General features: G+C 70.8%; 22 protein-coding genes. 16 read left to right on the top strand and 6 right to left on the bottom strand.

Going from position 1 to position 24,657, the window contains the following annotated elements; all coding sequences use genetic code 11:
* Window positions 1-151 precede the first annotated feature (151 nt).
* The 4 genes from ACZ39I_RS23650 (at window position 152) to ACZ39I_RS23665 (ending at window position 7,175) form a co-directional block, all read left to right on the top strand.
* A complete protein-coding gene (locus tag ACZ39I_RS23650) occupies window positions 152-1,897 on the top strand; it encodes an LCP family protein (RefSeq protein ID WP_467246288.1) in 1,746 nt (581 codons plus the stop codon).
* A 100-nt stretch (window positions 1,898-1,997) separates the two neighbouring features.
* Window positions 1,998-3,608: an LCP family protein gene (locus ACZ39I_RS23655; protein ID WP_467246289.1), complete on the top strand. Its 1,611-nt coding sequence runs from the start codon at window positions 1,998-2,000 to the stop codon at window positions 3,606-3,608.
* A 140-nt stretch (window positions 3,609-3,748) separates the two neighbouring features.
* Window positions 3,749-5,482, top strand: coding sequence for an LCP family protein (locus tag ACZ39I_RS23660; RefSeq protein ID WP_467246290.1), 1,734 nt, complete (start codon window positions 3,749-3,751; stop codon window positions 5,480-5,482).
* A 151-nt stretch (window positions 5,483-5,633) separates the two neighbouring features.
* Window positions 5,634-7,175, top strand: coding sequence for an LCP family protein (locus tag ACZ39I_RS23665; RefSeq protein WP_467246934.1), 1,542 nt, complete (start codon window positions 5,634-5,636; stop codon window positions 7,173-7,175).
* A gap of 39 nt (window positions 7,176-7,214) precedes the next feature.
* On the opposite strand, the gene ACZ39I_RS23670 is transcribed toward ACZ39I_RS23665, so the two are convergent.
* Window positions 7,215-8,258 carry a glycosyltransferase family 2 protein gene (locus ACZ39I_RS23670; protein WP_467246291.1) on the bottom strand — a complete coding sequence of 348 codons (1,044 nt, stop codon included), beginning with the start codon at window positions 8,256-8,258 and terminating at the stop codon, window positions 7,215-7,217.
* A gap of 132 nt (window positions 8,259-8,390) precedes the next feature.
* Between ACZ39I_RS23670 and ACZ39I_RS23675 the strand changes: the two genes are divergently transcribed.
* The 3 genes from ACZ39I_RS23675 to ACZ39I_RS23685 all read left to right on the top strand — a co-directional run bounded on the left by ACZ39I_RS23675 (window position 8,391) and on the right by ACZ39I_RS23685 (window position 11,273).
* Entirely contained in the window at window positions 8,391-9,851 is a 1,461-nt protein-coding gene (locus tag ACZ39I_RS23675) for an LCP family protein (protein ID WP_467246292.1), read from the top strand.
* A 156-nt stretch (window positions 9,852-10,007) separates the two neighbouring features.
* Entirely contained in the window at window positions 10,008-10,370 is a 363-nt protein-coding gene (locus ACZ39I_RS23680) for a four-helix bundle copper-binding protein (RefSeq protein ID WP_390000462.1), read from the top strand.
* A gap of 81 nt (window positions 10,371-10,451) precedes the next feature.
* On the top strand, window positions 10,452-11,273 hold the full coding sequence (locus ACZ39I_RS23685) for a class I SAM-dependent methyltransferase (RefSeq protein WP_467246293.1): 822 nt from the start codon (window positions 10,452-10,454) through the stop codon (window positions 11,271-11,273).
* A 34-nt stretch (window positions 11,274-11,307) separates the two neighbouring features.
* On the opposite strand, the gene ACZ39I_RS23690 is transcribed toward ACZ39I_RS23685, so the two are convergent.
* On the bottom strand, window positions 11,308-12,627 hold the full coding sequence (locus ACZ39I_RS23690) for an LCP family protein (RefSeq protein WP_467246294.1): 1,320 nt from the start codon (window positions 12,625-12,627) through the stop codon (window positions 11,308-11,310).
* Between the two features lie 118 nt (window positions 12,628-12,745).
* Between ACZ39I_RS23690 and ACZ39I_RS23695 the strand changes: the two genes are divergently transcribed.
* Complete coding sequence (locus tag ACZ39I_RS23695) at window positions 12,746-13,312, top strand: acyl-CoA thioesterase (RefSeq protein WP_467246295.1); 567 nt, start codon at window positions 12,746-12,748, stop codon at window positions 13,310-13,312.
* Window positions 13,313-13,457: 145 nt separating this feature from the next.
* Here the strand turns inward: ACZ39I_RS23695 and ACZ39I_RS23700 are convergent, their stop codons facing one another.
* Both ACZ39I_RS23700 and ACZ39I_RS23705 read right to left on the bottom strand, forming a co-directional pair.
* Window positions 13,458-14,411 (bottom strand): Ppx/GppA phosphatase family protein, encoded by a 954-nt coding sequence (locus ACZ39I_RS23700; RefSeq protein WP_467246296.1) that lies wholly within the window; start codon window positions 14,409-14,411, stop codon window positions 13,458-13,460.
* Between the two features lie 328 nt (window positions 14,412-14,739).
* Window positions 14,740-15,897: an acyl-CoA dehydrogenase gene (locus ACZ39I_RS23705; RefSeq protein ID WP_403654118.1), complete on the bottom strand. Its 1,158-nt coding sequence runs from the start codon at window positions 15,895-15,897 to the stop codon at window positions 14,740-14,742.
* A 179-nt stretch (window positions 15,898-16,076) separates the two neighbouring features.
* On the opposite strand from ACZ39I_RS23705, the gene ACZ39I_RS23710 reads away from it, so the two are divergent.
* The 6 genes from ACZ39I_RS23710 (at window position 16,077) to ACZ39I_RS23735 (ending at window position 22,038) form a co-directional block, all read left to right on the top strand.
* Window positions 16,077-17,420 carry a UDP-glucose dehydrogenase family protein gene (locus ACZ39I_RS23710; RefSeq protein WP_467246297.1) on the top strand — a complete coding sequence of 448 codons (1,344 nt, stop codon included), beginning with the start codon at window positions 16,077-16,079 and terminating at the stop codon, window positions 17,418-17,420.
* 305 nt (window positions 17,421-17,725) lie between these two features.
* The gene (locus tag ACZ39I_RS23715) at window positions 17,726-18,373 is read left to right on the top strand and encodes a hypothetical protein (protein WP_467246298.1); all 648 of its coding nucleotides are present in this window, start codon (window positions 17,726-17,728) and stop codon (window positions 18,371-18,373) included.
* A complete protein-coding gene (locus tag ACZ39I_RS23720; RefSeq protein WP_467246299.1) occupies window positions 18,370-19,689 on the top strand; it encodes a copper resistance CopC/CopD family protein in 1,320 nt (439 codons plus the stop codon). The genes ACZ39I_RS23715 and ACZ39I_RS23720 overlap by 4 nt, the downstream gene beginning before the upstream one ends.
* A gap of 42 nt (window positions 19,690-19,731) precedes the next feature.
* Window positions 19,732-20,769: a cupredoxin domain-containing protein gene (locus ACZ39I_RS23725; RefSeq protein ID WP_467246300.1), complete on the top strand. Its 1,038-nt coding sequence runs from the start codon at window positions 19,732-19,734 to the stop codon at window positions 20,767-20,769.
* Between the two features lie 109 nt (window positions 20,770-20,878).
* Window positions 20,879-21,337, top strand: coding sequence for a hypothetical protein (locus ACZ39I_RS23730; protein WP_467246301.1), 459 nt, complete (start codon window positions 20,879-20,881; stop codon window positions 21,335-21,337).
* Entirely contained in the window at window positions 21,334-22,038 is a 705-nt protein-coding gene (locus ACZ39I_RS23735; protein WP_467246302.1) for a cupredoxin domain-containing protein, read from the top strand. Before ACZ39I_RS23730 ends, ACZ39I_RS23735 begins: the two co-directional genes overlap by 4 nt.
* 54 nt (window positions 22,039-22,092) lie before the next feature.
* Here the strand turns inward: ACZ39I_RS23735 and ACZ39I_RS23740 are convergent, their stop codons facing one another.
* Window positions 22,093-22,602: a CGNR zinc finger domain-containing protein gene (locus ACZ39I_RS23740; RefSeq protein WP_467246303.1), complete on the bottom strand. Its 510-nt coding sequence runs from the start codon at window positions 22,600-22,602 to the stop codon at window positions 22,093-22,095.
* Between the two features lie 117 nt (window positions 22,603-22,719).
* Here ACZ39I_RS23740 and ACZ39I_RS23745 point away from each other — a divergent pair, with 117 nt between their 5' ends.
* A complete protein-coding gene (locus tag ACZ39I_RS23745) occupies window positions 22,720-23,079 on the top strand; it encodes a VOC family protein (protein ID WP_467246304.1) in 360 nt (119 codons plus the stop codon).
* 29 nt (window positions 23,080-23,108) lie between these two features.
* Window positions 23,109-23,492: a VOC family protein gene (locus ACZ39I_RS23750; RefSeq protein WP_352388168.1), complete on the top strand. Its 384-nt coding sequence runs from the start codon at window positions 23,109-23,111 to the stop codon at window positions 23,490-23,492.
* A 6-nt stretch (window positions 23,493-23,498) separates the two neighbouring features.
* Here the strand turns inward: ACZ39I_RS23750 and ACZ39I_RS23755 are convergent, their stop codons facing one another.
* The gene (locus ACZ39I_RS23755) at window positions 23,499-24,611 is read right to left on the bottom strand and encodes a dipeptidase (protein ID WP_467246305.1); all 1,113 of its coding nucleotides are present in this window, start codon (window positions 24,609-24,611) and stop codon (window positions 23,499-23,501) included.
* Window positions 24,612-24,657: the final 46 nt, after the last annotated feature.

The raw sequence follows: 24,657 nt of genomic DNA on the forward strand, positions 1-24,657 counted from the left end.
CGTTTGCCAAGGCGATGAAGCCGTGTCCGGGCAAATGGGCGGATTGCCCGGTTGTAGGGACGTGGAATGCGTCACCGCCGTACCCTGTCGGCGAATCGGACGGCTAGTGTGAGCGATCCGGTGCATCCGGCCGACGGAGGATTCAGCAACCGTGGACGCACAAGGCCGTGGGCGGGCGGGCGAAATCGACCCCGCCGACCAGTGGGTACTCAACCCGCACACCGGTGAATACGAACTGCGACTGACCCCTTCCGCACCGCAGTCGGGTGTTCCCGGTCCCCGTAGATCCATGCCCTCCCCGAGCAGGGCGGGCGCGCCCGCCGGCCGTACGACCACTCCGGTGGTCCCCGGCCGGGACGTCCCGCCGCCGCGCAGGCGCCGGGGCGCACCGCCCGAGGAACCACTGCCGGGGCGGCGCGGACGCCGGCCCGTCAAGAAGAAGTCGACGGCGAAGAAGGCGGTGCTGTGGACCGGCGGCACGATGGCCTTCGTGCTGGTCGCGGCCGCGGGCGGCGGGTACCTCTACATCCGCCACCTCAACGGGAACATCACCTCCGTCTCCGACGACGGTGCGAGCACCGGTGGCTTCCAGGCCGACAAGGCGATCAACATCCTGCTGATCGGCACCGACAAGCGGACCGGCAAGGGCAACGGCAGCTACGGCGACAAGGACAGCGTCGGGCACGCGGACACCACGATCCTGCTGCACGTCTCCAAGGACCGGACGAACGCGACCGCGCTCAGCATCCCGCGCGACCTGATCGTGGACGTGCCGGACTGCCCGACCACGCAGGAGGACGGCACCACCAAGGTCATCCCGGGCACCGACAACGTCCGCTTCAACACCAGCCTCGGCCAGGACGAGCGCACCCCCAGCTGCACGGTACGGACCGTGACGGAGCTCACCGGCATCCAGGCCGACAACTTCATGGTGGCCGACTTCAACGCGGTCAAGACGCTGACCACGGCGGTCGGCGGGGTCGAGGTCTGTCTGGCCAAGGACATCGACGACGAGGACTCCAAGCTCAAGCTGTCCAAGGGCACGCACACCATCTCGGGCGAGCAGGCCCTCGCGTTCGTGCGCACCCGGCACTCGGTCGGCTTCGGCGGTGACCTGAGCCGGATCGGGCTGCAGCAGCAGTTCCTGAGCGCGCTGATGCGCAAGCTGAAGTCGAACGACACGCTCACCAACCCGGCGAAGATGCTGAAGCTGGCCGAGGCGGGCACGAAGGCGCTGACCGTCGACTCGCAGCTCGACAGCATCGGCAAGCTGAAGGACCTCGGCCTGGAGCTGGGCAAGCTGAACGTGAAGAACCTGACGTTCGCCACCGTGCCGGTCGTCGACAACCCGGCGGAGAAGGTGAAGGCGACGGTCGTCCTCAACAACGAGACGGCCCCCACGGTCTTCGACATGATCAAGAACGACGTGTCGTTCACCGAGGTCAAGAAGAAGGCGAGCGCCTCCAAGAGCGCGGAGGCCGCAGAGGCGGCGGCCCGTCTGAAGGGCACCAAGTCCGCCGCGTCCGAGGTGCGGGTGCGCATCCTCAACGGCGGTGCGGTGGCGGGCAGCGCGCAGGCCGAGCTGGAGTACCTCCAGAACGAGGAGGGCGTGCTGAAGTCGGAGAACGCGGGCAACGCGGACGCGGCGCTGGCGAAGACGACCCTGGAGTACGCCCCCGACCAGGCCGACCAGGCGCGGCGCCTCGCGGCCATCATGGGCCTGTCCGGTTCGGCGCTGAAGCCCGGCAAGAGCGTCACCAACTCCCAGGGCCTGCCCACCATGACCCTGACCCTCGGCAAGGACTTCAAGGGCGCCGGGGTCTCCTTCACCACGGCGACGAAGGCACCCGAGGGGGTGCAGCAGTCCACGGCCGACAAGGTCGAGTGCGCCAAGTGAGAGCCGGCTCCGCGGTGACCTAAGAGGCCTGTCGTGCGTCTAACCAGTCGTACGGCAGGTCTTTTCGTTCGTTCGGCGTGTGAGGGTGGGGAGACAGGGGATGGGGCACAGCAGTGTGCACGAGGAGGGGGCGCGGGCGGATGTACGGCCCGCCCAGGGGCCCGGTCCGGAGAAACCCGGGCGGCACGGGCGGCGGCGGGCCAGGGCCCAGCGCAAGCACCGGGTGCTGAGATGGTCGGCGACCACGCTCGCCGTGCTGATACTCGGCACGGCCGGCGCCGGATACCTCTACTTCCAGCACCTCAACGACAACATCCGCAAGGGTGAGCGCAGCAGCGGTGACTCCAAGGCGCGCAAGTCCGGGGCCAACGCGGCCGGGCAGACGCCGCTGAACATCCTGCTGATCGGCTCGGACAGCCGTGCCTCCGACGAGAACGTGAAGCTCGGCGGCAGCAGGGACAACCGCGGCAACCCGCCGCTGGGCGATGTGCAGATGCTCATCCACCTGTCCGCGGACCGCAAGAGCGCGGCGATGGTGAGCATCCCGCGCGACACCCGCGTCGACATCCCCAAGTGCACCGACCCGGACACCGGCGAGACGTACCCGGCGACCACCGACATCATCAACACCTCCCTGGGCCGCGGCGGCGCCGGCTGCACGCTCGCCACCTGGCAGAACCTCACCGGCGTCTACATCGACCACTGGATGACGATCGACTTCTCCGGCGTGGTGCGGATGGCGGACGCCGTCGGCGGGGTCTCCGTCTGCGTGAAGCAGAACGTGTGGGACCGCCCGACGCGCGACGTGTCCGGCGGCTCCGGGCTGAAGATGAAGGCGGGCACGCACAAGGTCAAGGGCAAGCAGGCCCTGCAGTGGCTGCGCACCCGGCACGCCTGGGGCAGCGACCTGATGCGGGCCAGGGCCCAGCACATGTACCTGAACTCGATGATGCGCACGCTCAAGGGGCAGAACGTCTTCACCGACACCCCGCGGCTGATGGGCCTGGCCGAGGCGGCCACCAAGTCCCTGAAGGTGTCCGAGGAGATCGGCTCGGTCAAGGACCTCTACGACCTGGGCATGCAGCTCAAGTCGGTGCCGACGGACCGCATCACCTCGGTGACGATGCCGAACCTCCAGGACCCGAAGAACAAGGACCACGTCGTACCCGACGGCGCGAACGCCGACAAGCTCTGGGAGATGCTCCGCGACGACGTGCCCCTCGACAAGAACGGCAAGAACGCCAAGAGCTCCGCCGGGAAGAAGACCGCGCAGGCCACCAAGGCCCCTTCCGCGCCCGACGGCGAGATCGGCGTCCTCGTGCAGAACGCGACGGCCACCTCCACGCTCGGCCCGGTGGGCGGACGGGCCGGCACGATCGCCGAGGCGCTCGTGCGGAAAGGTTTCTCGCAGGCGTCCAAGGACGCGACGGCGGGCCTCTCCGAGGACCGGACCGTGGTGCGCTACCCGAGCGCAGACCTGGAGGGTGACGCCCAGCGCGTCGCCAAGTCCCTGGGAATTCCCTTGAGTTCGGTGAAGAAGTCGACCGATGTCTCCGGGGTCACCCTCGTCGTGGGCTCCGACTGGCGTACCGGGACGGCGTATCCGAAGCAGTCCGAGGCCAGGGCCGGTGACCTCCCGGGCAACGCGGACGCCATCAACGGCTCGGACACCGGGCAGTGCATGGACGTGTACGGGGTGTACCAGTGGTAGTCGAACGCTGGGGTCCTGGCGTACGTACCTGTTTGCAGAATCGGCACGGGAACAACTCACGTCGCTCAAGGCCCGGCCGGGCGGATAGGGTGAGCGATCCAGCGATCGCCGCGTGGCCCTGACGGAGGATTCGGACAACCGTGGACGCACAAGGCCGTGGGCGGGCGGACGACGTCGACCCCGCCGACCAGTGGGTGATCAATCCGAACACCGGTGAATACGAACTGCGACTGGGCCCTTCCGCACCGCAGTCGGCCGTCCCCGGTCAGCGTGGATCCGCGCCCTCTTCGAGCCGGCCGGGAGCACCGCGTGGTCGTACGACCACGCCCGTGGCCCCCGGCCGGGACGTACCGCCGCCGCGCAGGCGCCGGGGCGCGCCGCCCGAGGAACCGCTGCCGGGGCGGCGCGGACACCGGCCGGTCAAGCAGAAGTCGAAGGCGAAGAAGGCGCTGCTGTGGACCGGCGGCACCATGGCCTTCGTCCTGGTCGCCGGCGCCACGACGGGCTACGTCTACCTCAAGCACCTTGAGGGCAACGTCGGCACGGCCGATGTCGGCGACGCGGCCGCGAGCAACTTCAGCAAGGACGAGGCCTTCGACATCCTCATCATCGGCACCGACAAGCGCACCGGTGAGGGCAACGAGGGCTACGGCGACGCGGGCAGCGTGGGCCACGCCGACACCAACATCCTGCTGCACGTGGCCAAGGACCGGACGAACGCGACCGCGCTCAGCATCCCGCGCGACCTGATCATCGACATACCCGACTGCCCGACCACGCAGGAGGACGGCTCCCAGACGGTCGTCGCGGGGCAGGAGGACGTCCGCTTCAACCGGAGCCTCGGTGAGAGCGGCCGCGACCCGGGCTGCACGATGCGCACGGTCGAGGCGGCCACCGGCATCAAGCCCCAGCACTTCGTGATGGCCGACTTCAACGCCGTGAAGACCCTGACCACCGCGGTCGACGGCGTCGAGGTCTGCGTGGAGAAGGCCGTCAACGACAAGAAGTCGAAGCTCGTCCTGCCCGCGGGAACGTCGAAGGTGGAGGGCGAGCAGGCCCTCGCCTTCGTGCGTACCCGGCACGCCTTCGGCAACGAGGGCGACCTGGACCGGATCAAGGTGCAGCAGCAGTTCCTGGGCTCGCTGATGCGCAAGATGACCTCCGGTGACACCCTCACCAGCCCCGCCAAGCTGCTGAAGCTGGCGGAGGCCGCGACCAGCGCGCTGACCGTGGACAAGGCGATCGGCAAGGTCGGCACGCTCAAGGACATCGCCCTGGAGCTGAAGAAGGTGCCGACGAAGAACATCAGCTTCATGACGATCCCGGTCAAGGACAACCCCGCCGAGCCGAAGCCGGTGACGGTGGTCATCGACGAGTCGAGGGCTCCCCAGGTCTTCGACGCGATCAACAACGACGTCTCCTTCACTGAGGTCAAGGCGCAGCAGAAGAAGGAGAAGGCGGAGGTCGCGGCCCGGCTCAAGGGCGCCAAGTCCGCCGCCTCCGACGTACGGGTGCGCATTCTCAACGGCGGTGCGGTCGCGGGCAGCGCGCAGCAGCAGCTGTCCTACCTCCAGACCGAGGCGGGCGTGACCAAGTCCGAGAACGCGGGCAACGCCGACGCGGCGCTCGCGAAGACGACCCTGGAGTACGCCCCCGACCAGGCCGACCAGGCCCGCCGCCTCGCGGACATCATGGGCCTGTCCGGTTCCGCGCTGAAGCCCGGCAAGAGCGTCACCAACTCCCAGGGCCTGCCCGCCATGACCCTCACCCTGGGCAAGGACTTCAAGGGCGCGGGCGTGAAGCTCAGCTCCGCCACGGCCGCCACGCCGGGCGTGGAGAAGTCCACCGCCGACAAGGTGCAGTGCGCGAGCTGAGGCCCCCGGAGGCGGGTCCCAGGTCTCGCACAGGTTCATGGGGCAACCTCACGGCCCCGTCGTATGTCTAAGACGTGCGGCGGGCCCGTGGCATGACCGCGGGTCCGGTGGGGTGGGTGGGAGGACGGGAACGTTGACAACGCAATACAGCGTGCAGGAAGCCGCGCCGGCGACCGAGGGGGACAGCGGGTACGGCAGCCGCAGGGCGCCGCGCAAGCACCAGATGCTCAGATGGTCCGCGGCGACGCTCGCGGTGCTGATACTCGCGGTGGCCGGAACCGGCTACCTCTACTACCGGCACCTGAACTCCAACATCGAGCAGGACGACCTGAACCTGGGCGACAACAAGGTCGCCGAGCCGACGCCGAACGCGGCGGGCCAGACCCCGCTGAACATCCTGCTGATCGGCTCCGACGCCCGGGACAGCAAGGAGAACCAGGAACTCGGCGGCGCCAAGGAGACCTTCGGCTCCACGCCGCTCGCCGACGTGCAGATGCTGCTGCACCTGTCCGCCGACCGCAGCAACCTCTCGGTCGTCAGCATGCCCCGCGACACCCTCGTCAAGGTCCCCAAGTGCACCGACCCGGACGACGGCAAGGTGTACGCGGCGAGCGACGGGCGGGTGATGGCCAACCAGAGCCTCGGCCACGGCGGTCCGGGCTGCACGGTGGCCACCTGGCAGGAACTCACCGGCATCCACATCGACCACTTCATGATGGTCGACTTCTCCGGCGTGGTGTCCATGGCCGACGCCATCGGCGGCGTGCCGGTCTGCGTGGACGCCAACATCCTCTCGCGGGACAGCCAGGGCCACGGCTCCGGTCTGAAGCTGGAGAAGGGCACGCACCCGGTCAAGGGCGAACAGGCCCTGCAGTGGCTGCGCACCCGTTACGGCTTCGAGGACGGCAGCGACCTCGCCCGCGCCAAGGCCCAGCACATGTACATGAACTCGATGGTGCGCGAGCTGCGCGACAACGCCACCCTCAGCAGCCCGAACAAGCTGCGCAAGCTCGCCGAGCAGGCCACGAAGGCTGTCACCGTCGACTCGGGGCTCGGCACCGTGAAGAAGCTCTACGACCTCAGCAACGAGCTGCGCAAGGTGGAGCCGGCGCGCATCACCATGACGACCATGCCCAACCGCTACGTCGGCGCGCGCGTGGAGCCCACCGAGGACGCCGAGCAGCTCTTCCGGCTGGTGCGCGAGGATATCGCGCTGGACGGCAAGGACGCGAAGAAGGCGACCGCCGGCAAGACCGAGGCGGCCTCCGACGACCCGGCCGCCGCGAAGGACGAGATCGGGGTCCTGGTCCAGAACGGCACCCGCACCGACAGCCTGGCCGCGGCGCGCGGACGCGCGAGCACGGTGGCCGGGCTGCTGGTGGACAAGGGCTTCGAGAAGGCCGTCTCCGACCGTTCCGCGTCACTGAGCGAGGCGACGACGCTCGTGCGCTACCCGAGCGCGGAACTGCGGGGCGACGCCGAGGCGGTCGCCAAGTCCCTGGGGATCCCGGTGAGTTCGGTAAAAAAGTCGACCGATGTCTCCGGGGTCACGCTCGTCGTGGGCGCCGACTGGCGCGAGGGTACGACGTACAAGGCGCCCAAGGAGGACGACACGACCCCGAAGACCGCGGAGGCCCTCAACGGCGCGGACGACACGGCCTGCATGCACGTCAACCCGGGCTTCACCTGGTGACGGGGGCGCCCCTCGGTCGTGAGGGGCGCCGTCCTGAGGTCACACCTTGTCGAGCACGGCCGGTCGCCGCGAGGCGATGACCCGCCTGGCCAGGGAGCGCGGGCTGGTCAGAAAGCCGTAGCCCCACGACATGTGCATGGTGGCGAGGGCGACGGGGATCTGGAGCCGTGCCTTCAGCGGCAGCCCCTTGCCCGCGGGCAGCGAGCCGAGGACGATCGCCGCGAGATAGCCGCCGGGGATCACGAAGCCGAGCGGGGTCAGCGCGGCGCCGACCACGATCCCGGCCGCGATCGCGCACACCGCGGCGGGCGGGGCGAGGTAGCGCAGGTTGATGGAGCCCTCGTGGTAGCGGGCGACGACGTGCCGCCAGCGGCCGTAGTCCTTGTACTGCTTGGCGAGGGCCTTCACGCTCGGCCGCGGGCGGTACGACACCCTCAGCTCCGGCGAGAACCAGATGAGCCCGCCCGCCTCACGGATCCGGAAGTTCAGCTCCCAGTCCTGGGCGCGGATGAACTCCTCGTTGTAGCCGCCCTGTTGCTCGAGGGCCTCACGGCGGAACACCCCTAGGTACACGGTCTCGGCGGCCTGCGCCGCACCACCCGTGTGGAAGGCCGCGTTGCCCACACCGATCTTCGAGGTCATCGCGGCGGCGACCGCGTGCTCCCAGTCGTTCTCGCCCTCGGCGTGCATGATGCCGCCGACGTTCTGCGCGCCGGTCTCCTCCAGGAGCCGTACGGCGGTCGTGATGTAGTTCGGCGAGAGCATGCCGTGCCCGTCGACGCGGACGACGATCGGATGGCGGGAGGCCTTGATCGCGGCGTTGAGGGCGGCGGGGGTGCGGCCGGTGGGGTTCGGGACGGTGTGGACGCGCTTGCTTTTGAAAGATGCAGTCTCGGCCACGAGCTGGGCCGCGATCTCGTCCGTGCGGTCCGTGGAGGGACCGAGGGCGATCACGACCTCCATCTCGCCGGCGTACTCCTGCGCGAGGATCGCTTCGACGGCTCCGCGCAGATGCCGCTCCTCGTTGAGGACGGGCATGATCACAGACACAGCGGGGGGCCGCACGTCGGGCTTGGCGTTCATAGGGTGCTCACGTTACCGCGAACGGGGGACACCATCGCGCCCCGCCCGGGGCGGTGCCGGTCGTCGCAGATCGTATGGGCCTACGGTGCTCAAGATCCCTCGTTCGGCTGTTCCTCGCGGAGGTGTCCCCGCATGCCCACCACACCCCCCCGGCCCTCCGCCACCCGCCCTCGCCCCCCGCAGCGCAGGCCCCCGCGGCCCCCCGCACCACGCAAGCGGCCCCGCTGGGCCATGCGGGCGGCGACCACCCTGTCCGTCGTCGTGCTCGCCTCCGCCGGGATCGGGCACGCGGTGATGACCAGCCTCGACGCGGACATCACGCGCGTGGACCCCTTCAAGGACATGAAGAACCGGCCGCGCGCCGGACACGGCATGAACGTGCTGCTCGTCGGCACCGACGGCCGCGACAGGATCACCGAGGCGGAACGTCAGAAGTACCGGCTGGGCGGAGCACCCTGCCACTGCACCGACACGATCATGATCGTGCACATCTCGGAGGACCGGGAGCGGGCGAGCGTGGTGAGCCTGCCGCGCGACTCGTACGCGGCGACCCCGGCGCACGTCGACGCGACCACGGGGGAACGCCATCACGGACACCCCATCAAGATCAACGCGGCGTACGCGGAGGGCGGTCCGCAGCTGACGGTCCGGACCGTGGAGTCCATGACCCATGTGAAGATCGACCACTATCTGGAGGTCGACTTCACCAGCTTCATGAGGACGGTGGACGTGCTCGGCGGCGTCGAGATCTGCAACGCCGACCCGCTGAAGGACGCGTACACCGGCCTCGACCTCGCGGCGGGCCGGCACCGGCTGATGGGCGGACAGGCACTCCAGTACGTCCGCTCCCGGCACGCCGACGGCTCCTCCGACCTCGGCCGGATGAAGCGGCAGCAGCGCTTCCTGGCGGCGCTGATCGGGCGGGCCACCTCGTCGGGCGTCCTCCTGAACCCGATGAAGTTCCGCGATGTGGCCCGGGCCGTCCTCGGCTCCGTACGGGCCGACAAGGGCTTCGGCACGGACGAACTGCTCGACCTGGGCCGGGCGATGCGGAACTTCTCCCCCTCCTCCTCGGAGTTCACGACCGTGCCGATCGGACAGATGGGATACGCCGTCAAGGGCGTGGGTTCGACCCTGAAGTGGGACCCCGTGAAGTCGGAGCGGCTCTTCAAGGCCCTGCGCGAGGACCAGCCGCTGGCCGCGCACCAGCCGAAGAGCAAGGCCATGCTGGTCCCGGTCTCCCCGCAGCAGATCCGCGTCCAGGTCGAGAACGGCACGGCGACGGACGGACTCGGCAAGCGGGTCGACGCGGCACTGGCGTCGACGGGATTCCGTACGACGGGCAACCCGGTCGACTCGGCCGACCGCACCCTGAGGCGCACGGTCATCGCCTACGACCCCCGCTGGGACCGCTCGGCCCGCTCCCTGGCGGCGGCCCTGCCCGGAAGCGAACTGCGGGCGGTGAAGGGCCAGGGGGCGGTGCTGAAGGTGCTCACGGGCACGGACTTCGACCGGGTACGGAAGGTGCGGGCCGAGGACGAGCTGCAAGGGGAGTTCGGGGTGGTCACGGGGGACGAGGTGGGGTGCGTGTAGGAGCCACGACCCCGGTCGGGGTCGATGCGGCAGCCGCACCCCGGGGCCCGGACCCGTGCCCGATTGCGTCCGTCGCGTGGCGGTCGGGGCCCGACGGGCGTAGGACGGAAGGGCACAGGGGCCCGCCCCGGGCTCCCGCGTCCCCGAGGAGGAGCCATGACCCAGGCCGAGAGCATGTCCGCGATGAGCAAGGAGATGCAGGACTGCGTGGCGGCGTGCATGGAGTGCCACAGCGTCTGCGAGGAGACCATGAGCTCCTGCATGCAGATGGGCGGCCAGGCGCAGATGCAGATCATGCGCGCGCTCATCGACTGTGCCGAGATGACCCGCATGTGCGCGGACATGATGATGCGCCGCTCGCCCATGTCCGCCGAGATGTGCGCGCTGTGCGCCAAGGCGTGCGAGATGTGCGCCGAGGCGTGTATGTCCATGCCGGACGATCCCCAGATGATGCGCTGCGCACAGGCGTGTCGTCGCTGTATGGAGACCTGTCGCGCGATGTCGGGGATGGCGATGTGACGCCTGCCGGCTGACAGCGGTCCAGGGGCCGGGGGCATCCGCCGGGATGCCCCCGGCCCTGGGTACGACAGGCTGGGGCCCATGACACACGCGAACGCGACCGACGCATTCGACGCCGCCGAGCGCGAGATGTGGAAGGACCGCACCGAGGCCTACGCCGGCAGCTTCGCGCGCCTGTGCGCCCATCCCGTGGAGGCCCTTCTGGACGCCGCCGGGGTCGAGGCGGGCACGCGCGTCCTCGACGTCGGCACCGGCACCGGTACGGCGGCCGTGGCGGCGCGGGCGCGCGGCGCCCTGGTGAGTGCCGTGGACGCCGATGCCGGGATGGTGGCGGCGGCGCGGGCCCGCGGGCTCGACGCACGCACCGGTGTACTTCCTGAACTCCCTTACCGTGACGGTGAGTTCGACGCCGTCGTCGGCAACTTCGTCCTCAACCACGTGGGCCGCCCCCGCGCCGCCCTCGCCGAGCTCCACCGCCTCCTGCGCCCCGGCGGCCGGATCGCCCTCACGACGTGGAGCGCGCGGCGCGGCGCGGGACAGGACCTGCTGGGCCGGGCCTGCGAGGCGGGCGGGGCCGTACCGCCGCCGTATCTTCCGCGGCTGGACCCGGCGCAGGACTGGACCCGTACGGCGGACGGCCTCGCCGAACTGCTCGGCGAGGCCGGATTCATCGAGGCGGAGGCGGCCGAACTCGCCTGGGACCACCGGGCCGGTGTCGAGGAGTGGTGGAGCGGTGCCGCGGGCGGTGTCGCCACGATCGGACTGGTCGTCACCTCGCAGGACCCGGGGACCGTCGTACGGATCCGGCGGGAGTACGACCGGTTGTGTGCCGAACACACGGTGGCGGAAGGGCAGTTGGCCCTTCCGCACATCGCGCTGCTCGGCTCGGGACGGCGGGCTTGAGGGCCTGGCCCTCAGTTGCCCGAGACGGTGAACCTCAGTTGCCCGAGACCGTGACCTTCTCGTCGTTCTTCAGCTCGTCGACCAGCGTCTTCACCTTGGCCTTGTCCCAGACCAGGTTGCCGCCCGTGGAGCCGGAGATCGGCATGTTCATGGACGTGCCGTCACCGCCGTTGACGCCCTTCATCGCCCAGAACATCTTGCCCAGGTCGTACAGGCCCATGTCCTTGTCGACGATCAGCGAGTCCAGGCCCGCACCCATCGTCGGGTAGAGCTTGAACGGGTTCAGGATGGTGCTCGGGGTGGCGACCTGGTTGGCGAGCGCGTTGAGGAACTTCTGCTGGTTCTTCGTGCGGTCGAGGTCGGAGCCCGCGAGGGCGTACCGGGTGCGGACGAAGGCGAGGGCCTGGTCGCCGTTCAGGGTCTGCTTGCCCGCGGTGAAGTCGGCACCGGACTTGGTGTCCTTCATGCCGCCCTTCGGGATGTCGATCTCGACCCCGCCGACCGCGTCGACGATGTTCGCGAAGCCGGCGAAGCCGATCTCGACGTAGTGGTCGATCTTCAGGCCGGTGTTGTACTCGACCGTGCGCACCAGCAGCTCGGGGCCGTCCTCGGCGTAGGCGGCGTTCAGCTTCACGTGCCTGCCCGTGCCCTTGTACGTCTTGCCGGACTCGGAGCCGACGAAGCTCGGGATCTCCACGTCCGAGTCACGCGGCAGCGAGATCAGGGTGTCGCCGTTGCTGCCGGTGTGCAGGATCATCATCGAGTCGGTGCGCTTGCCCGCGGCGGAGCCGGTGTGCAGCTGCTTCTTCTGCTCGGAGGAGAGCCCGGCGCGGCTGTCGGAGCCGACGATGAGGTAGTTGGTGCCGTCGCCCTGGTCCGGCCGGTCGATGACCTTGGACAGGTCGACCTCGCGGTTGAGCTTGGAGTCGGCCCAGAAGTAGGTGGAGACGGTCGTCACGACCAGTCCGGTGATCACGACGATCGCGGTCCACTTGATCCGCTTGCGCCAGTTCGGCGCGGGCCGCGGACCACGGCCGCCGCCCGGATCGCCGGGGTCGCCGTAGCCACCGCCCCCGGAGCCGCCGTAGACCTGGCCCGTGTTGTAGCCGCTGTCGTACGCGTCGTAGTCACCGCCGCCGTGACCCTGGCCGTTGACGTACGACGGCTGCTGGGGCACGCCGTTTCCGTACGGCGGCGCGGACGGGCTCCGGCGGCCGTACGCGCCCTGCCCGGGCGCCCCCTGATCGCGGCGGACCTGCCGCATCACACGGGCGCTCTCGGGCTGTGCGCTCGCGCTGCCGCGTCCGTACCGGTCGCGGTCGTCGCCGGACCATCCCTCGGGCCAATCGTTCATGGGGCCCAGTGTGCAGGTACCCGCTGGGGCCTATACAAGGGTCGTCGGAAAATCAGGTCAGCGCTGTTGCCAAGCTGACACAAATTCCCGAATTGTCATCAGGCATAGGGTGGGGGACATGACAGACCAGGCCACCGCCGCCGCACCAGGCACACCGGAGATCCCGGAGATCCCCGGCAAGCCCACCTCGGCGTCCCGCACCACGCTGAGCCACATCATGACCCAGGCCGACACCAACCTTCTCGGTACCGTGCACGGTGGCGTGATCATGAAGCTGGTGGACGACGCGGCGGGCGCGGTGGCCGGCCGGCACAGTGGCGGGCCCGCGGTCACCGCGTCCATGGACGAGATGGCGTTCCTGGAGCCGGTCAGGGTGGGTGACCTCGTCCATGTGAAGGCCCAGGTCAACTGGACCGGCCGGACCTCGATGGAGGTCGGTGTGCGGGTCCTGGCCGAGCGCTGGAACGAGTCCACGCCCGCCACCCAGGTCGGCTCCGCCTACCTCGTCTTCGCGGCGGTCGACGCCGACGGCAGGCCGCGCCGGGTCCCTCCAGTGCTCCCGGAGACGGAACGCGACCAGCGCCGCTACCAGGAGGCCCAGATCCGCCGGACACATCGATTGGCGAGGCGCCGGGCGATCATGGAGTTGCGGGAGAAGCGGGCGGCGGAGGGCTTCGAGGACTGAGGACAGCGAGGGCGGGGGCTCATCCCCCCGTCTCGAACCAGAGCAGCTTTCCGGCACGGCGGTCGAACGTCCCGTCCGCGAACGACCAGCCACCCCAGCGGTCGGCGTACGCCCGCAAGTCTTCGGGAGACCGGGTCCGGCGGGCTCAGCCGGCGCGGCGGGGGCGGCCGACCGGGGTGGGCGCCACGCCGAGGTGTTCGAGCAGAAGCCCTTCCCTGGTGGACCAGGGGCAGATCTCGACGCTCGTGGCTCCGCAGGCTTCCATGAGCGCCTGGGCGATCAGGGCTCCGGCCAGGGACTGCTCGGCACGGTGCCGGGAAATACCCGGCAGCTTGGCCCGGCGGGACGGTGCTGCGTCGGCCAGCAAGGAGACTGCCGTGTGCAGTCGGGGCAGGGTCAGCCGCCGTCGCGTGCGGGGTGTCCTGCTCTGGGCTGCGGCGAGCCGGGCAAGCTGCTCGAAGGTCTTGGAGCAGGCCAGCACCCGCACTCCCGGCTCCGCTTGCGGCAGGCCGGGGACGGCTTCCAGGGACCGGCGGAGGTGCTGACGGATCTCTGCCAGGGATCGTCGGGACGGCACTGTGCCGCCTGGAAGCCAGTCCCGGGTGATCCTGCGGGCGCCCAGCGGCAGCGAGTGGACGACGCGGGGCTGGTCCCTGGTGCCGGAGGCGATCTCCACGGTGCCGCCGCCGATGTCCAGGACCAACAACTGCCCGGCCGTCGGGCCTGCCCATTGGCGGGCGGCCACATAGGCCAGCCGCGCCTCCTCTTCGCCGGGCAGCACGCGCAGGCGTGTGCCGGTGGCGCGGGCCACCCGCGCGATGACCTCGTCGCGGTTGGGCGCGTCCCGGATGACGGAGGTCGCGAACGCGAACACCTCCAGTCCGCGCGGACGCGGGTCGGCGGCGACGGCCTCGGCAACCGCCCGCTCGACACTCTTCATGCCGGCATTGTCCAGACGGCCCTTGCGGTCGAGGGTCTCATGCAGGCTCAGCCGCACCTTGCGGGAGAACACCGGCTCCAGCACCGCACCCGGACGCCGCTGCACCACCGTCAGCAGAGCACTGTGGCACCCGACATCGAGAACCCCTGCCTGCCGCATCCCATCGCCTCCCCTGGTACCGCACTCGACCCAGCCGGTTCCTCCCCGACCTCCGGCACCCCTCGACGACCGCTCGCCTGGATTCCGGGCCAGCGCGCAAGCATATCGTCACCGCGCGTGCACCCTCCGCACCGGCCCGCGGTCCTGGAGACGCCGGGGTGGGTGGCGGCGGGTCGGGTGCCTTCCGCTGTGAGCGCCGATGCGGCGCGTTCGACCTCGGTGAGCACCTCGCCTCACGTCAGGCGGCGACCAGATTGATACGGGACGCGTCCTCTCCGGCCGCAAAGAAAGCCCCGGCCCATCGGACCGGGGCTTCTTCCGCAGCTCGCTACGGCAGGTTGCGCGCCATCACGATCCGCTGGACCTGGTTCGTGCCCTCGTAGATCTGCGTGATCTTCGCGTCGCGCATCATCCGCTCCACCGGGTAGTCCCGGGTGTACCCGTACCCGCCGAGGAGCTGGACCGCGTCCGTGGTGACCTCCATGGCCACGTCCGAGGCGAAGCACTTGGCCGCCGCGCCCTGGAAGGTGAGGTTCTTGTCGAGGCGCTCCGAGGCGGCCGCGGCCTGGTAGGTCAGGGCGCGGGCCGCCTCGATCTTCATGGCCATGTCGGCGAGCATGAACTGGATGCCCTGGAAGTCGGCGATGGCCTTGCCGAACTGCTTGCGCTCCTGGACGTAGCCCTTGGCGTAGTCGAAGGCGCCCTGGGCGACACCGAGGGCCTGGGCGGCGATGGTGATGCGGGTGTGGTCCAAGGTCTTCATCGCGGTCGCGAAGCCGGTGCCCTCCTCGCCGATCATGCGGTCGGCGGGGATGCGGACGTTGTCGAAGTAGACCTCGCGGGTCGGGGAGCCCTTGATGCCGAGCTTCTTCTCCGGGGCGCCGAAGGAGACGCCCTCGTCGGACTTCTCGACCACGAACGCCGAGATGCCCTTCGAGCGCTTGGTCGGGTCCGTCACGGCCATCACCGTGTAGTACTCGGACTCGCCCGCGTTGGTGATCCAGCGCTTGACGCCGTTGAGGATCCAGTGGTCGCCGTCGCGGACCGCCTTGGTCTTCATGCCGGCCGCGTCGGAGCCGGCGTCCGGCTCGGAGAGGGCGTAGGAGAACATCGCGTCGCCCTTGGCGAGCGGCGACAGGTACTTCTTCTTCAGGTCCTCGGAACCGGAGAGGATCACGGGGAGCGAGCCCAGCTTGTTCACGGCGGGGATGAGGGAGGAGCTCACGCAGGCGCGTGCGACCTCCTCGATGACGATCACCGTGGCCAGCGCGTCGGCGCCCGCGCCGCCGTACTCCTCGGGGACGTGCACGGCGTGCAGGTCGTTGGCCACCAGCGCGTCCAGCGCCTCGCGCGGGAAGCGGGCCTCCTCGTCGACCGCGGCGGCGTAGGGCGCGATCTTCGCCTCCGCCAGCGAGCGGATGGCGTCCCGGAGCATGTCGTGCTCCTCGGACGGGCGGTACAGGTCGAAGTCAGCCGATCCGGCCAAGGTCTCTCACGCTCCAAGGACGCTGCAATGCCTGCGCTAATTACCGTTAAGTAACTCAAATTTTAGGGGTCCGCCCACGGGAGTGACGACGTGAGCTTGGCGACAGCGGGAAAGCTGCCCGTCAGGCGCTCCGACTATGCTCGGGCGCGCATCGGACCGTCCCCCTTTCTGGAGTCTCCATGGCCCTCAAGATCACCGTGATCGGCACCGGCTACCTCGGCGCCACCCACGCCGCGGCCTTGGCCGAGCTCGGTTTCGAGGTCCTGGGGCTCGACGTGGTGCCCGAGAAGATCGAGATGCTCCAGCGGGGCGAGGTCCCGATGTACGAGCCCGGCCTGGAGGACCTGCTGCGCAAGCATGTCGCCGGGATCGAGGGCTCCACCGGCCGGCTCCGCTTCACCATGGACTTCGCCGAGGCCGGCGCCTTCGGTGACGTGCACTTCGTCTGCGTGAACACCCCGCAGCGGCACGGCGAGTACGCCTGCGACATGTCGTACGTCGACTCGGCGATCGCCTCCCTGGCCCCGCACCTGACCCGTCCGGCCCTCGTCGTCGGTAAGTCGACGGTGCCGGTGGGTTCCGCCGACCGGCTGGCCCGCTACCTGGCCGACCACTCCCCCGCCGGCGCGGACGCCGAGCTGGCCTGGAACCCGGAGTTCCTGCGCGAGGGCTTCGCGGTGGACGACACGCTGCACCCGGACCGGATCGTCGTCGGCGTGCGCAGCGAGCGCGCGGAGAAGCTGCTGCGCGAGGTGTACGCGACGCCGCTCGGCGAGGGCACGCCGTTCGTGGTGACGGACTTCCCGACGGCCGAGCTGGTGAAGACCTCCGCGAACTCCTTCCTGGCCACGAAGATCTCCTTCATCAACGCGATGGCGGAGGTGTGCGAGGCCGCGGACGGCGATGTGGCGAAGCTGGCGGAGGCCATCGGCTACGACGACCGGATCGGGAAGAAGTTCCTGCGGGCCGGGATCGGCTTCGGCGGCGGCTGTCTGCCGAAGGACATCCGCGCCTTCATGGCCCGGGCGGGTGAGCTCGGCGCCGACCAGGCGCTGACCTTCCTGCGCGAGATCGACTCGATCAACATGCGTCAGCGCGGCCAGATGGTGGAGCTGGCCCGGCAGATCCTGGGCGGCGGACCGTTCCTCGGCAAGCGGGTCGCGGTGCTCGGCGCCACCTTCAAGCCCGACTCGGACGACGTCCGCGACTCCCCCGCGCTGAACGTCGCCGGGCAGATCCACCTCCAGGGCGGCCAGGTCACGGTCTACGACCCGAAGGGCATGGACAACGCCCGCCGCCTGTTCCCGACCCTCGGCTACGCCGACACCGCCGTGGACGCGGTCCGGGGCGCCGACGTCGTCCTCCACCTCACGGAGTGGCGGGAGTTCCGCGAACTGGACCCGGCGGCCCTCGGCGAGGTCGCGTCGGCAAAGGTCGTCCTGGACGGCCGCAACGCCCTGGACCCGGTGCTGTGGCGGAAGGCCGGGTGGACGTACCGGGCGATGGGGCGGCCGACCGCCTGATCCCGAAAGCAGGCCGCACAGGGCCCCGGCGCACTCCAGCGCCGGGGCCCTGTCCTGTCGTGGTGGCCGGAAGCATCTCCAAACCAGGCATATGCCAGCCCTCCCCGGAATCCTCAACACGAGTTCGATTTGCAATCGAGCACAGTGCGGAATCGACCGTTCTCACAGACCACACCCCCGCAATGGAGAGGTAGGCAACCATCGGTTAACCGGTGCGTAGTGATGCGGAATCCACGCTCCACTCCACTGTTCGTCATCGGCCGCGTTCTTCGGCCGGAATGACCTGAGCATGTCAGGAGTGAGTCATGCCCTTGTTCCGCAGGGCGACCGCAGTCTCCGCCCGCGACCACCGCGACGAACTGGTCGCCGGGGCGCTCGTCGGCACCGTGGTGATCGTGCTGGGGTACGCGTCGGGCATCGGCGCCCCCGCCTCCGGCGCGGCCGAGGCCGCACCGGCGGTCGCCCCGCCGGCCGCCATGGCACCGGCGACGACCTCCCCGGGGGCCGGTCAAGCCCCGGTGGGATCCGGGGAGTTGCCGTCGTACGGCGGAGTCGGTGGAATCGGCGGGGGCCTCGGATACGGCGGCGGGTACGGCACCAGCGGCGGGAGTGTGGTGACCGGTACCGTCCCCGTCGGCTCCGGTGGCGGCCAGGGCGGCGGGCACGCCGGCCACGGGACCACGCCGGTCCCGGGCACCGGGTCCACCACGCCCGCGCCCACCACCCCCGCCCCCTCCCCCTCGGGCACCTGCGCGGACGGCGAGGTCACCCTCGTACAGCCGCTGCTCGTCGGGGTCACCGACTCCGCGCTCGGCCTCCTGGACGGCCCGGCGGCGATCCCCTCCCCCTCACCGATCCCCTCCCCCTGCGTCGGGCTCGCCCCCGCCTCGGGCCTCCTGGGCGGCATCCTCGTCCCCGCCTCCGCCTCCCCGCAGCCGGAGGCGACCCCGTGAGGACCCTGCGCCGGACCCTGTTGCTCCTCGCCGCCCTGCTCTGCGCCCTGTTCGGCGCGGTCCAGCCCGCCTTCGCCCACACCGGGTTGGTGAGCTCCTCCCCCAAGGACGGGGCCGACCTGAAGAAGGCGCCCGGCAGCCTCGTCCTCACCTTCGACGAGGCCGTCGACCTGGCCGACGTACGGGTGCTGACGGTGGACGGCGACCGGCTGCCGGTGTCGCACACGGCGAAGAAGAGTGTCGTGCGGGTCGCCCTCAACAGCCCGGCGGACGGGAAGTTCGCCGTCGTCTGGTCCGTCGTGGACGAGAAGGACGGGCACGCCTCCTCCGGCCGGATCGCCTTCACCGCCGGCAGGGCCGCCACCCGGGCCGGCGGCGACGAGACCCCTGCCGCCGCTCCCGGACCGTCCCCCTCGGTCCGCAAGGGTCTCGTCGCCGCCCGCTGGGCCGGATATCTCGCGCTGGCCCTGTTCGTCGGCGGACTGGCGTTCGTCGCGCTCCTGTGGCCGGGCGGCACCCACGAACCGCGAGCCCGGGTGCTGCTGGGACTCGCCTGGACGGTCGGGCTGCTGGCGACCGTGGCGGCCGTCGGACTCCAGGGCGCCTACACCTCCCTCGGCGGCCTGCGGGACGCCCTGCGCCCGGCGACCTACGCGGACGTCCTGGCCACCGAACCCGGCATCGTGCTCGCCGCGCGCGGGCTGATGTGGGTACTCGGGGCCGTGGTGCTCAGCGCCCTGCTCCAGGGCGGCCCGGCCACCTCCCGCTCGCCGGGCTGGCGGGTGGGCGCCCTCGCCGTGACCTTCGGGCTGCTGCGCACGACCGGGATGACGGGCCACAACTCCGAGGGCAGCGAGCCCACTTGGGGCGCCGTCGCCGACTTCGTGCACCTGCTCGGGGCCGTGCTGTGGATCGGCGGGCTCGCCATGCTCGCGCTGGCCGTACTGCCGCGCCGCCGGGCCGGGGAGCTGGCGCGGGTCGTGCCGGGCTACTCGAAGCTCGCGGCCGTGAGCGTGACCGGCATCGTCGGCGCCGGGCTGGTGCTCGCCTGGCAGGTGGTGGGGTCGTACGGCGCCCTGCTGCACACCTCGTACGGGCATCTGCTGCTCGTCAAGACGGCCGTCCTCGGGGGCGTCCTGGTGGCCGCGTACGCGAGCCGCCAGTGGGTGCGCACCCGTCTCGATCTCGCCGTGCTGCTGCGCGGCGACGCCGCCACCGTGCGGCCCTTCGGTTACTCGGTCGCGGTCGAGACGGGGCTGGTCCTCGTCGTCCTCGCCGTGACGAGTCTGCTGGTCACGGCCGATCCTGGCCGCTGAACTCCATGGGAAACAACTCCCTGGGAAACAATAGGAGTTGAAGTGAAAAGAAGCGATGAGACCGGCGAGCGGCGGCTCCAGCCGCCGACGGCCGAGGCCGGTAGGTCCGGGGGCCGGTCCCTGCTGTTCGTGGGGCTCGGCGCGGCACTAGCGGCCGTGCTCAGTCTCGGACTGCTGAACGTGGCCTCGAGCGCCACGAGTTCCTCGCAGCAGAGCGCGGGCGCGGCTCAGGCGCCCGCTGCCGCCGCTGCCGAGGTCCAGCCTGCCGAGGCCGCCAAGCCGGACTACCAGGTCGACATCATGAGCTACAAGTTCGGCGACGGTAAGCAGCTCGTCGTCGAGGCCGGCCAGACCGTCCAGTGGACCAACCACGACAGCGCCCCGCACACGGTGACCACGACCAAGGCCCCGGTGGCCTTCGACTCGGGGACTCTCAAGCAGGGCCAGTCGTGGTCGTACACCTTCACCAAGGTGGGGACGTACGAGTACTACTGCGCGGTGCACCCGGACATGGTGTCGTCCGTGAAGGTCGTCGCCGCGTCCGGCGGTGGCGGCGGTGGCGGCGGTGGCGGTACGACGCCCACGCCCTCCCCGACCGTGAAGCCGACCGGCACCCCCACGGCCACTCCGACGGCCACCCCCACCGCGACGCCGCCCACCGGCACGCCCACCGCGACCCCGACGGCCACACCGACCTCCGGCGGTGGCTCCGGCTCCGGCTCCGAGCAGTGCGCCAGCATCGACAACGAGCTGCTGCCGATCCTGCAGCACCTCTACGCGGCGCACCTGTCGGAGTCCCCGGGCCAGCAGGTGCAGGACGCGCTTGCGCTCGACTCGTACCTCAAGATGCACACCGTGTGGATCGAGTCCATCCTCAAGCCGGCCGTCAGTGACGGTGGCTCGGTGGCCGACGACACCCTCACCGTGCTGCTCCAGCACATCTACTCGGCACACCTGGAGGAATCGCTCGGACAGCAGGTCACCGACCTGCTCGACGTCGACAGCTACGTGAAGATGCACACCGTCTGGGCCGGGCACATGCTCACGCCCACCACGGACTTCCTCACCGCCAACTGCTGACACATGGGTGGACGCCGTTCCGGCCGGGGCTCAGCCGGCCGGAACGGCGTCCATGACCATTCTCCACACCCTCACCACATTTCGGGAACCGCTTTCCAAGGAGTTCGGGATGACAACCGTCACCCTGCCCACCGTTCCTCCGCCCCGGCACCTCACCGTGGCCCCGGGCCGCTCGCTCGCCGAACTCACCGCCTGGTACGGGCCTTTGCCGGTACGGCGCCGGCGGGTACCGCTCGCCGGAGCGTCCATGGAGCTGCCCCTGGACGCCGAACAGCCGTCGTTCCGCTTCGATTTCGACGACCGTGAACTGCGGGCCGTCCTGACCTCCGAGCAGGTCGACGCCGTGCCCGGCGACCGGCTCCAGCTCACCGGCGACCTCCACCTGAACGACGTCGCCTTCCCCGTGCTGCTGTGGCTGCGGGTGATCGAGCGGGCCGAGGACCGGCTGCTCGTCGTGGGCACGGCCAAGCTGCCGTACCGGCTGCTGCGCCGGGCCACCGGATTCCGGCTGCCGTGGCGGCTGCCGGCCACGCGTCTCAGGCTGCTCGTCGCGGTGGAGTTCGCGTGAGGGGGGTGCTGCGGGCCGCGGCGGTGCTCGCCCTGCTTGCCGTGGGGATGCTGCCGTACGGCCACGAGGCGTCGGCGGCGGGCTACTCCGTGGCCATGAAGGGCTACGCCTTCTCGCCGGCGTCCTTGAGCGTGCCCGCGGGGTCCACGGTCACCTGGACCAACTACGACACGGCCCCGCACGACGTGAAGACCACCTCCGGTCCGCTCTCGATCCACTCCCCCATGCTGAACAAGGGCCAGAGCTGGAGCTTCACCTTCACCACGACCGGCTCCTACGGCTACGTCTGCACGGTCCACCCGGACATGACGGCGGGCATCACGGTCCGGGCGGCGGCCCCGGCTCCGAAACCCACCCCGGCGGCACCGACGCAGCACGAGCACACACAGCCGGCCACGAGCCAGGAACAGCACTCCACGATGCCGGGCATGACGACGAGCCGTAGCGCCGCGGCGCCCCGTGCCGGCTCGTCGCCCTCCCCCACGGGGTCCCCGGCCGCCGTACCGCAGACGGCACCGTCTCCGCAGTCCTCGCAGGCGGCGCAGCCGGCCGTGACCCAGACGGCCGCGTCCACGGTCCGGCCGCTGGACCCGCTGCTGGTGCTGGCCGGTCTGGTCGCCGGGGTCTCGGTGCTGTGCCTGCTCCTGGTGGGGTCGCGGGCCGCCGCGAGCGCTCCGCGTGGAGGCGAGGAGGGCGCGTAGGCGGGTGCGGCGGCCGTCGTGGCCGCACCCGCCCCACGACTTCGCCCGGCGCCCCTAGGCCGTGCTCTTCCCCCGGTACCGCCGCATCTTCGCGCGCGCCCCGCACACCTGCATGGAGCACCACCGCCCCCGCCCCGCCGGGCTCCGGTCGTAGTACGCCCAGTGACAGTCCACGGCCTCACAGGCCTTCAGGCGGATCCAGGTGCCCGCGACCAGCGACTCGGCGACGGCAGCGGCGACGCGGGAGAGCAGGGGCCGGGCGTCGGTGGGGGAGAGGGCGGCCGAGCCGTCCGAGGCGGCCACCGTCAGGACCAGGGGCGCCGCCGCGAGCAACTCCCCGAGCGGCATCACCGCGCGATGCGGCGGATGCCCGGCGTGGGCCAGCAGCGCAACCCGCAGAGACTCCCGGAGTTCACGCGCCTGCGCCACCTCGCCCTCGGCGATCCGGAACCGCTCCCGCCCCTCCGCGGTGTCCAGCGAATCGGCGCCCGACTCCAGGTCCACCGTGTTGACCAGGGACTCGACCAAGGCCAGTCCCCCGGGCGCGGGCGATCGCTCACTCATGGCTGCACGCTACCTAGCTAGGCAATTCCCTTGCGACGTTACCCCTGATGCGGGAGCGTGCGGTAACCGTTACTGGTTACCCGCCTCTACAGGTAACCGCGCTTCAAGGAGGAAGCCATGGCCATCGCCGAACTCGGAACCGTCGTACTGGAGTGTCCCGACCCCCGCGCACTCGCCGGTTTCTACGCCGCTGTCCTCGGCGGCACCGTCGAGGGCGAGGGCGAGTGGGTGGACCTCAGGACTCCCGGCGGACCGTCGCTGGCCTTCCAGGCCGCCCCCGGTTTCGTACCGCCGAAGTGGCCTGCCCCCGACGCCTCGCAGCAGTTCCACCTGGACCTGACCGTCCAGGACCTGGACGCGGCCGAGAAGGAGGTGTTGGCGCTCGGCGCGAAGCCGCTGGACACCGAGGACCGCTCCCGCACCTTCCGTGTGTACGCGGACCCGGCTGGGCACCCGTTCTGCCTCTGCGCCTGCTGAACAAACTGTCCTGACCAGGAGGATCTCTCGTGACCGTCGCACGTTTCCGTTCCGTCGTGATCGACTGCCCCGACCCCCGCGCGCTCGCCCGTTTCTACGCCGGGATCGTGGGCGGCACCCCGGAGGACGACGACCCCGACTGGGTGGTCCTGCGTGTCCCCGGCGGCCCCCGGCTGGCCTTCCAGAGCGCACCGGGACTCACCCCGCCCGAGTGGCCGCGGGCGGACCGCAACTCCCAGCAGTTCCACCTGGACTTCGACGGCGGGACCACGTGGGAGGAGATCGACGCGGCCGAGGCCAAGGTGCTGGCGCTGGGCGCACGGCTGCTGCACGCCGAGGACAAGGAGGACTTCCGGGTGTACGCGGATCCGGCGGGGCATCCGTTCTGCCTGTGCCGGATCGACCCGCTGTAGGTCCGGTCAGCCGTCGAGGTCCGCGATCTTCGCCGTGGACGGCTCGCGCCGCATCTGGGCCGCCTGCGCGGTGAAGTCGGACTCGCGCAACAGCCGCTGGGCGTTGCCCCAGGTCAGCAGGGCGAGCTCGGCCTCGTCCCAGCCGCGGCGCAGCAGCTCGGCGACGAGGTGCGGGTAGCAGGAGGCGTCGCCGAGCTCCTGCGGGTGGGCGGTGCCGGCGTCGTAGGTGCCGGACAGGCCCACGGACTCGGCACCCGCGACCGCGCGCACATGGTCGAGGTGGTCGGCGACGTCCCGGACCGTCGGGCCGGTCTGCTCGGCGGTCAGCGGCACCATGCACAGGCCCTTGACGGCGCCGAGCCGGGCGAGCAGGTCGTCGGGGAGGTTGGCCGGGTGGGGGCGCAGGGCGCGGGCGGCGGAGCGGGTGAAGAGCACGGGCGCCTTGGCCACCGTCAGGGTCCGCCGGACGGTGGCGTCGGAGGCGCCGGAGAGGTCGGCGAGGACTCCGAGCCGGTTCATCTCGCGCAGCACCTCCTCGCCGAACCGGGTCAGCCCCCCTTCGCTCGCCCAGGACACTCCGGTCAGGGTGAGGGCGCGCAGGCCGAGGGCGTGCAGGGAGCGCAGGATCCCGAGTGAATCGCCGAGTGCGGCGGCACCGGCGGGGCCGAGCAGGACGGCGACGCGGCCGCAGTTGTGGGCGTCGGTGGCCTGTCCCGCGGTGTGGGCCAGGCGCAGGCCCTCGGGATGGTTGCGTACGACGGTCTTCACCAGGTCGAGCTGTTCCAGGGTGGCGCCGACGGCCCGGTCCCCGTCGAGCCCCTCGGGCAGGTGCAGCGACCACATCAGGGCGCCCACGTGTCCCTCCCTGAGCCTCGGTACGTCCGTGTCCACGGCGCTCTCGCCGACCTCCAGGTCGAACCAGGGCAGGTGCCGCAGCGCCCAGGGCAGTCCGCTGTAGCCGTCGGCGACGGGGTGTGCGGCCAGGAGGGCACGGGCCCGCTCCAGGAGCTCGCCGGCCTGGCCGGAGGCCGGGGTGTACAGCTCCGGCACGGCCCCGAAGACCCGGGGCAGCTCTTCCACGTCGGCCGCGGGCTGCAGTTCGTCCTGGAGGTCTGCCATGACGGGCTCCGTACGTCGTGATCTTCCTGATCGCCGTACGGTCACC

The sequence above is a fragment of the Streptomyces sp. NPDC024687 genome, assembly GCF_055559055.1.

Coding starts and splice junctions, on each gene's coding strand:
- ACZ39I_RS23655 (WP_467246289.1), top strand. CDS start 1,998: ATGGGGCACAGCAGTGTGCACGAGGAGGGGGCGCGGGCGGATGTACGG.
- ACZ39I_RS23670 (WP_467246291.1), bottom strand. CDS start 8,258: ATGAACGCCAAGCCCGACGTGCGGCCCCCCGCTGTGTCTGTGATCATG.
- ACZ39I_RS23675 (WP_467246292.1), top strand. CDS start 8,391: ATGCCCACCACACCCCCCCGGCCCTCCGCCACCCGCCCTCGCCCCCCG.
- ACZ39I_RS23680 (WP_390000462.1), top strand. CDS start 10,008: ATGACCCAGGCCGAGAGCATGTCCGCGATGAGCAAGGAGATGCAGGAC.
- ACZ39I_RS23685 (WP_467246293.1), top strand. CDS start 10,452: ATGACACACGCGAACGCGACCGACGCATTCGACGCCGCCGAGCGCGAG.
- ACZ39I_RS23690 (WP_467246294.1), bottom strand. CDS start 12,627: ATGAACGATTGGCCCGAGGGATGGTCCGGCGACGACCGCGACCGGTAC.
- ACZ39I_RS23695 (WP_467246295.1), top strand. CDS start 12,746: ATGACAGACCAGGCCACCGCCGCCGCACCAGGCACACCGGAGATCCCG.
- ACZ39I_RS23700 (WP_467246296.1), bottom strand. CDS start 14,411: ATGCGGCAGGCAGGGGTTCTCGATGTCGGGTGCCACAGTGCTCTGCTG.
- ACZ39I_RS23710 (WP_467246297.1), top strand. CDS start 16,077: ATGGCCCTCAAGATCACCGTGATCGGCACCGGCTACCTCGGCGCCACC.
- ACZ39I_RS23715 (WP_467246298.1), top strand. CDS start 17,726: ATGCCCTTGTTCCGCAGGGCGACCGCAGTCTCCGCCCGCGACCACCGC.
- ACZ39I_RS23730 (WP_467246301.1), top strand. CDS start 20,879: ATGACAACCGTCACCCTGCCCACCGTTCCTCCGCCCCGGCACCTCACC.
- ACZ39I_RS23740 (WP_467246303.1), bottom strand. CDS start 22,602: ATGAGTGAGCGATCGCCCGCGCCCGGGGGACTGGCCTTGGTCGAGTCC.
- ACZ39I_RS23745 (WP_467246304.1), top strand. CDS start 22,720: ATGGCCATCGCCGAACTCGGAACCGTCGTACTGGAGTGTCCCGACCCC.
- ACZ39I_RS23755 (WP_467246305.1), bottom strand. CDS start 24,611: ATGGCAGACCTCCAGGACGAACTGCAGCCCGCGGCCGACGTGGAAGAG.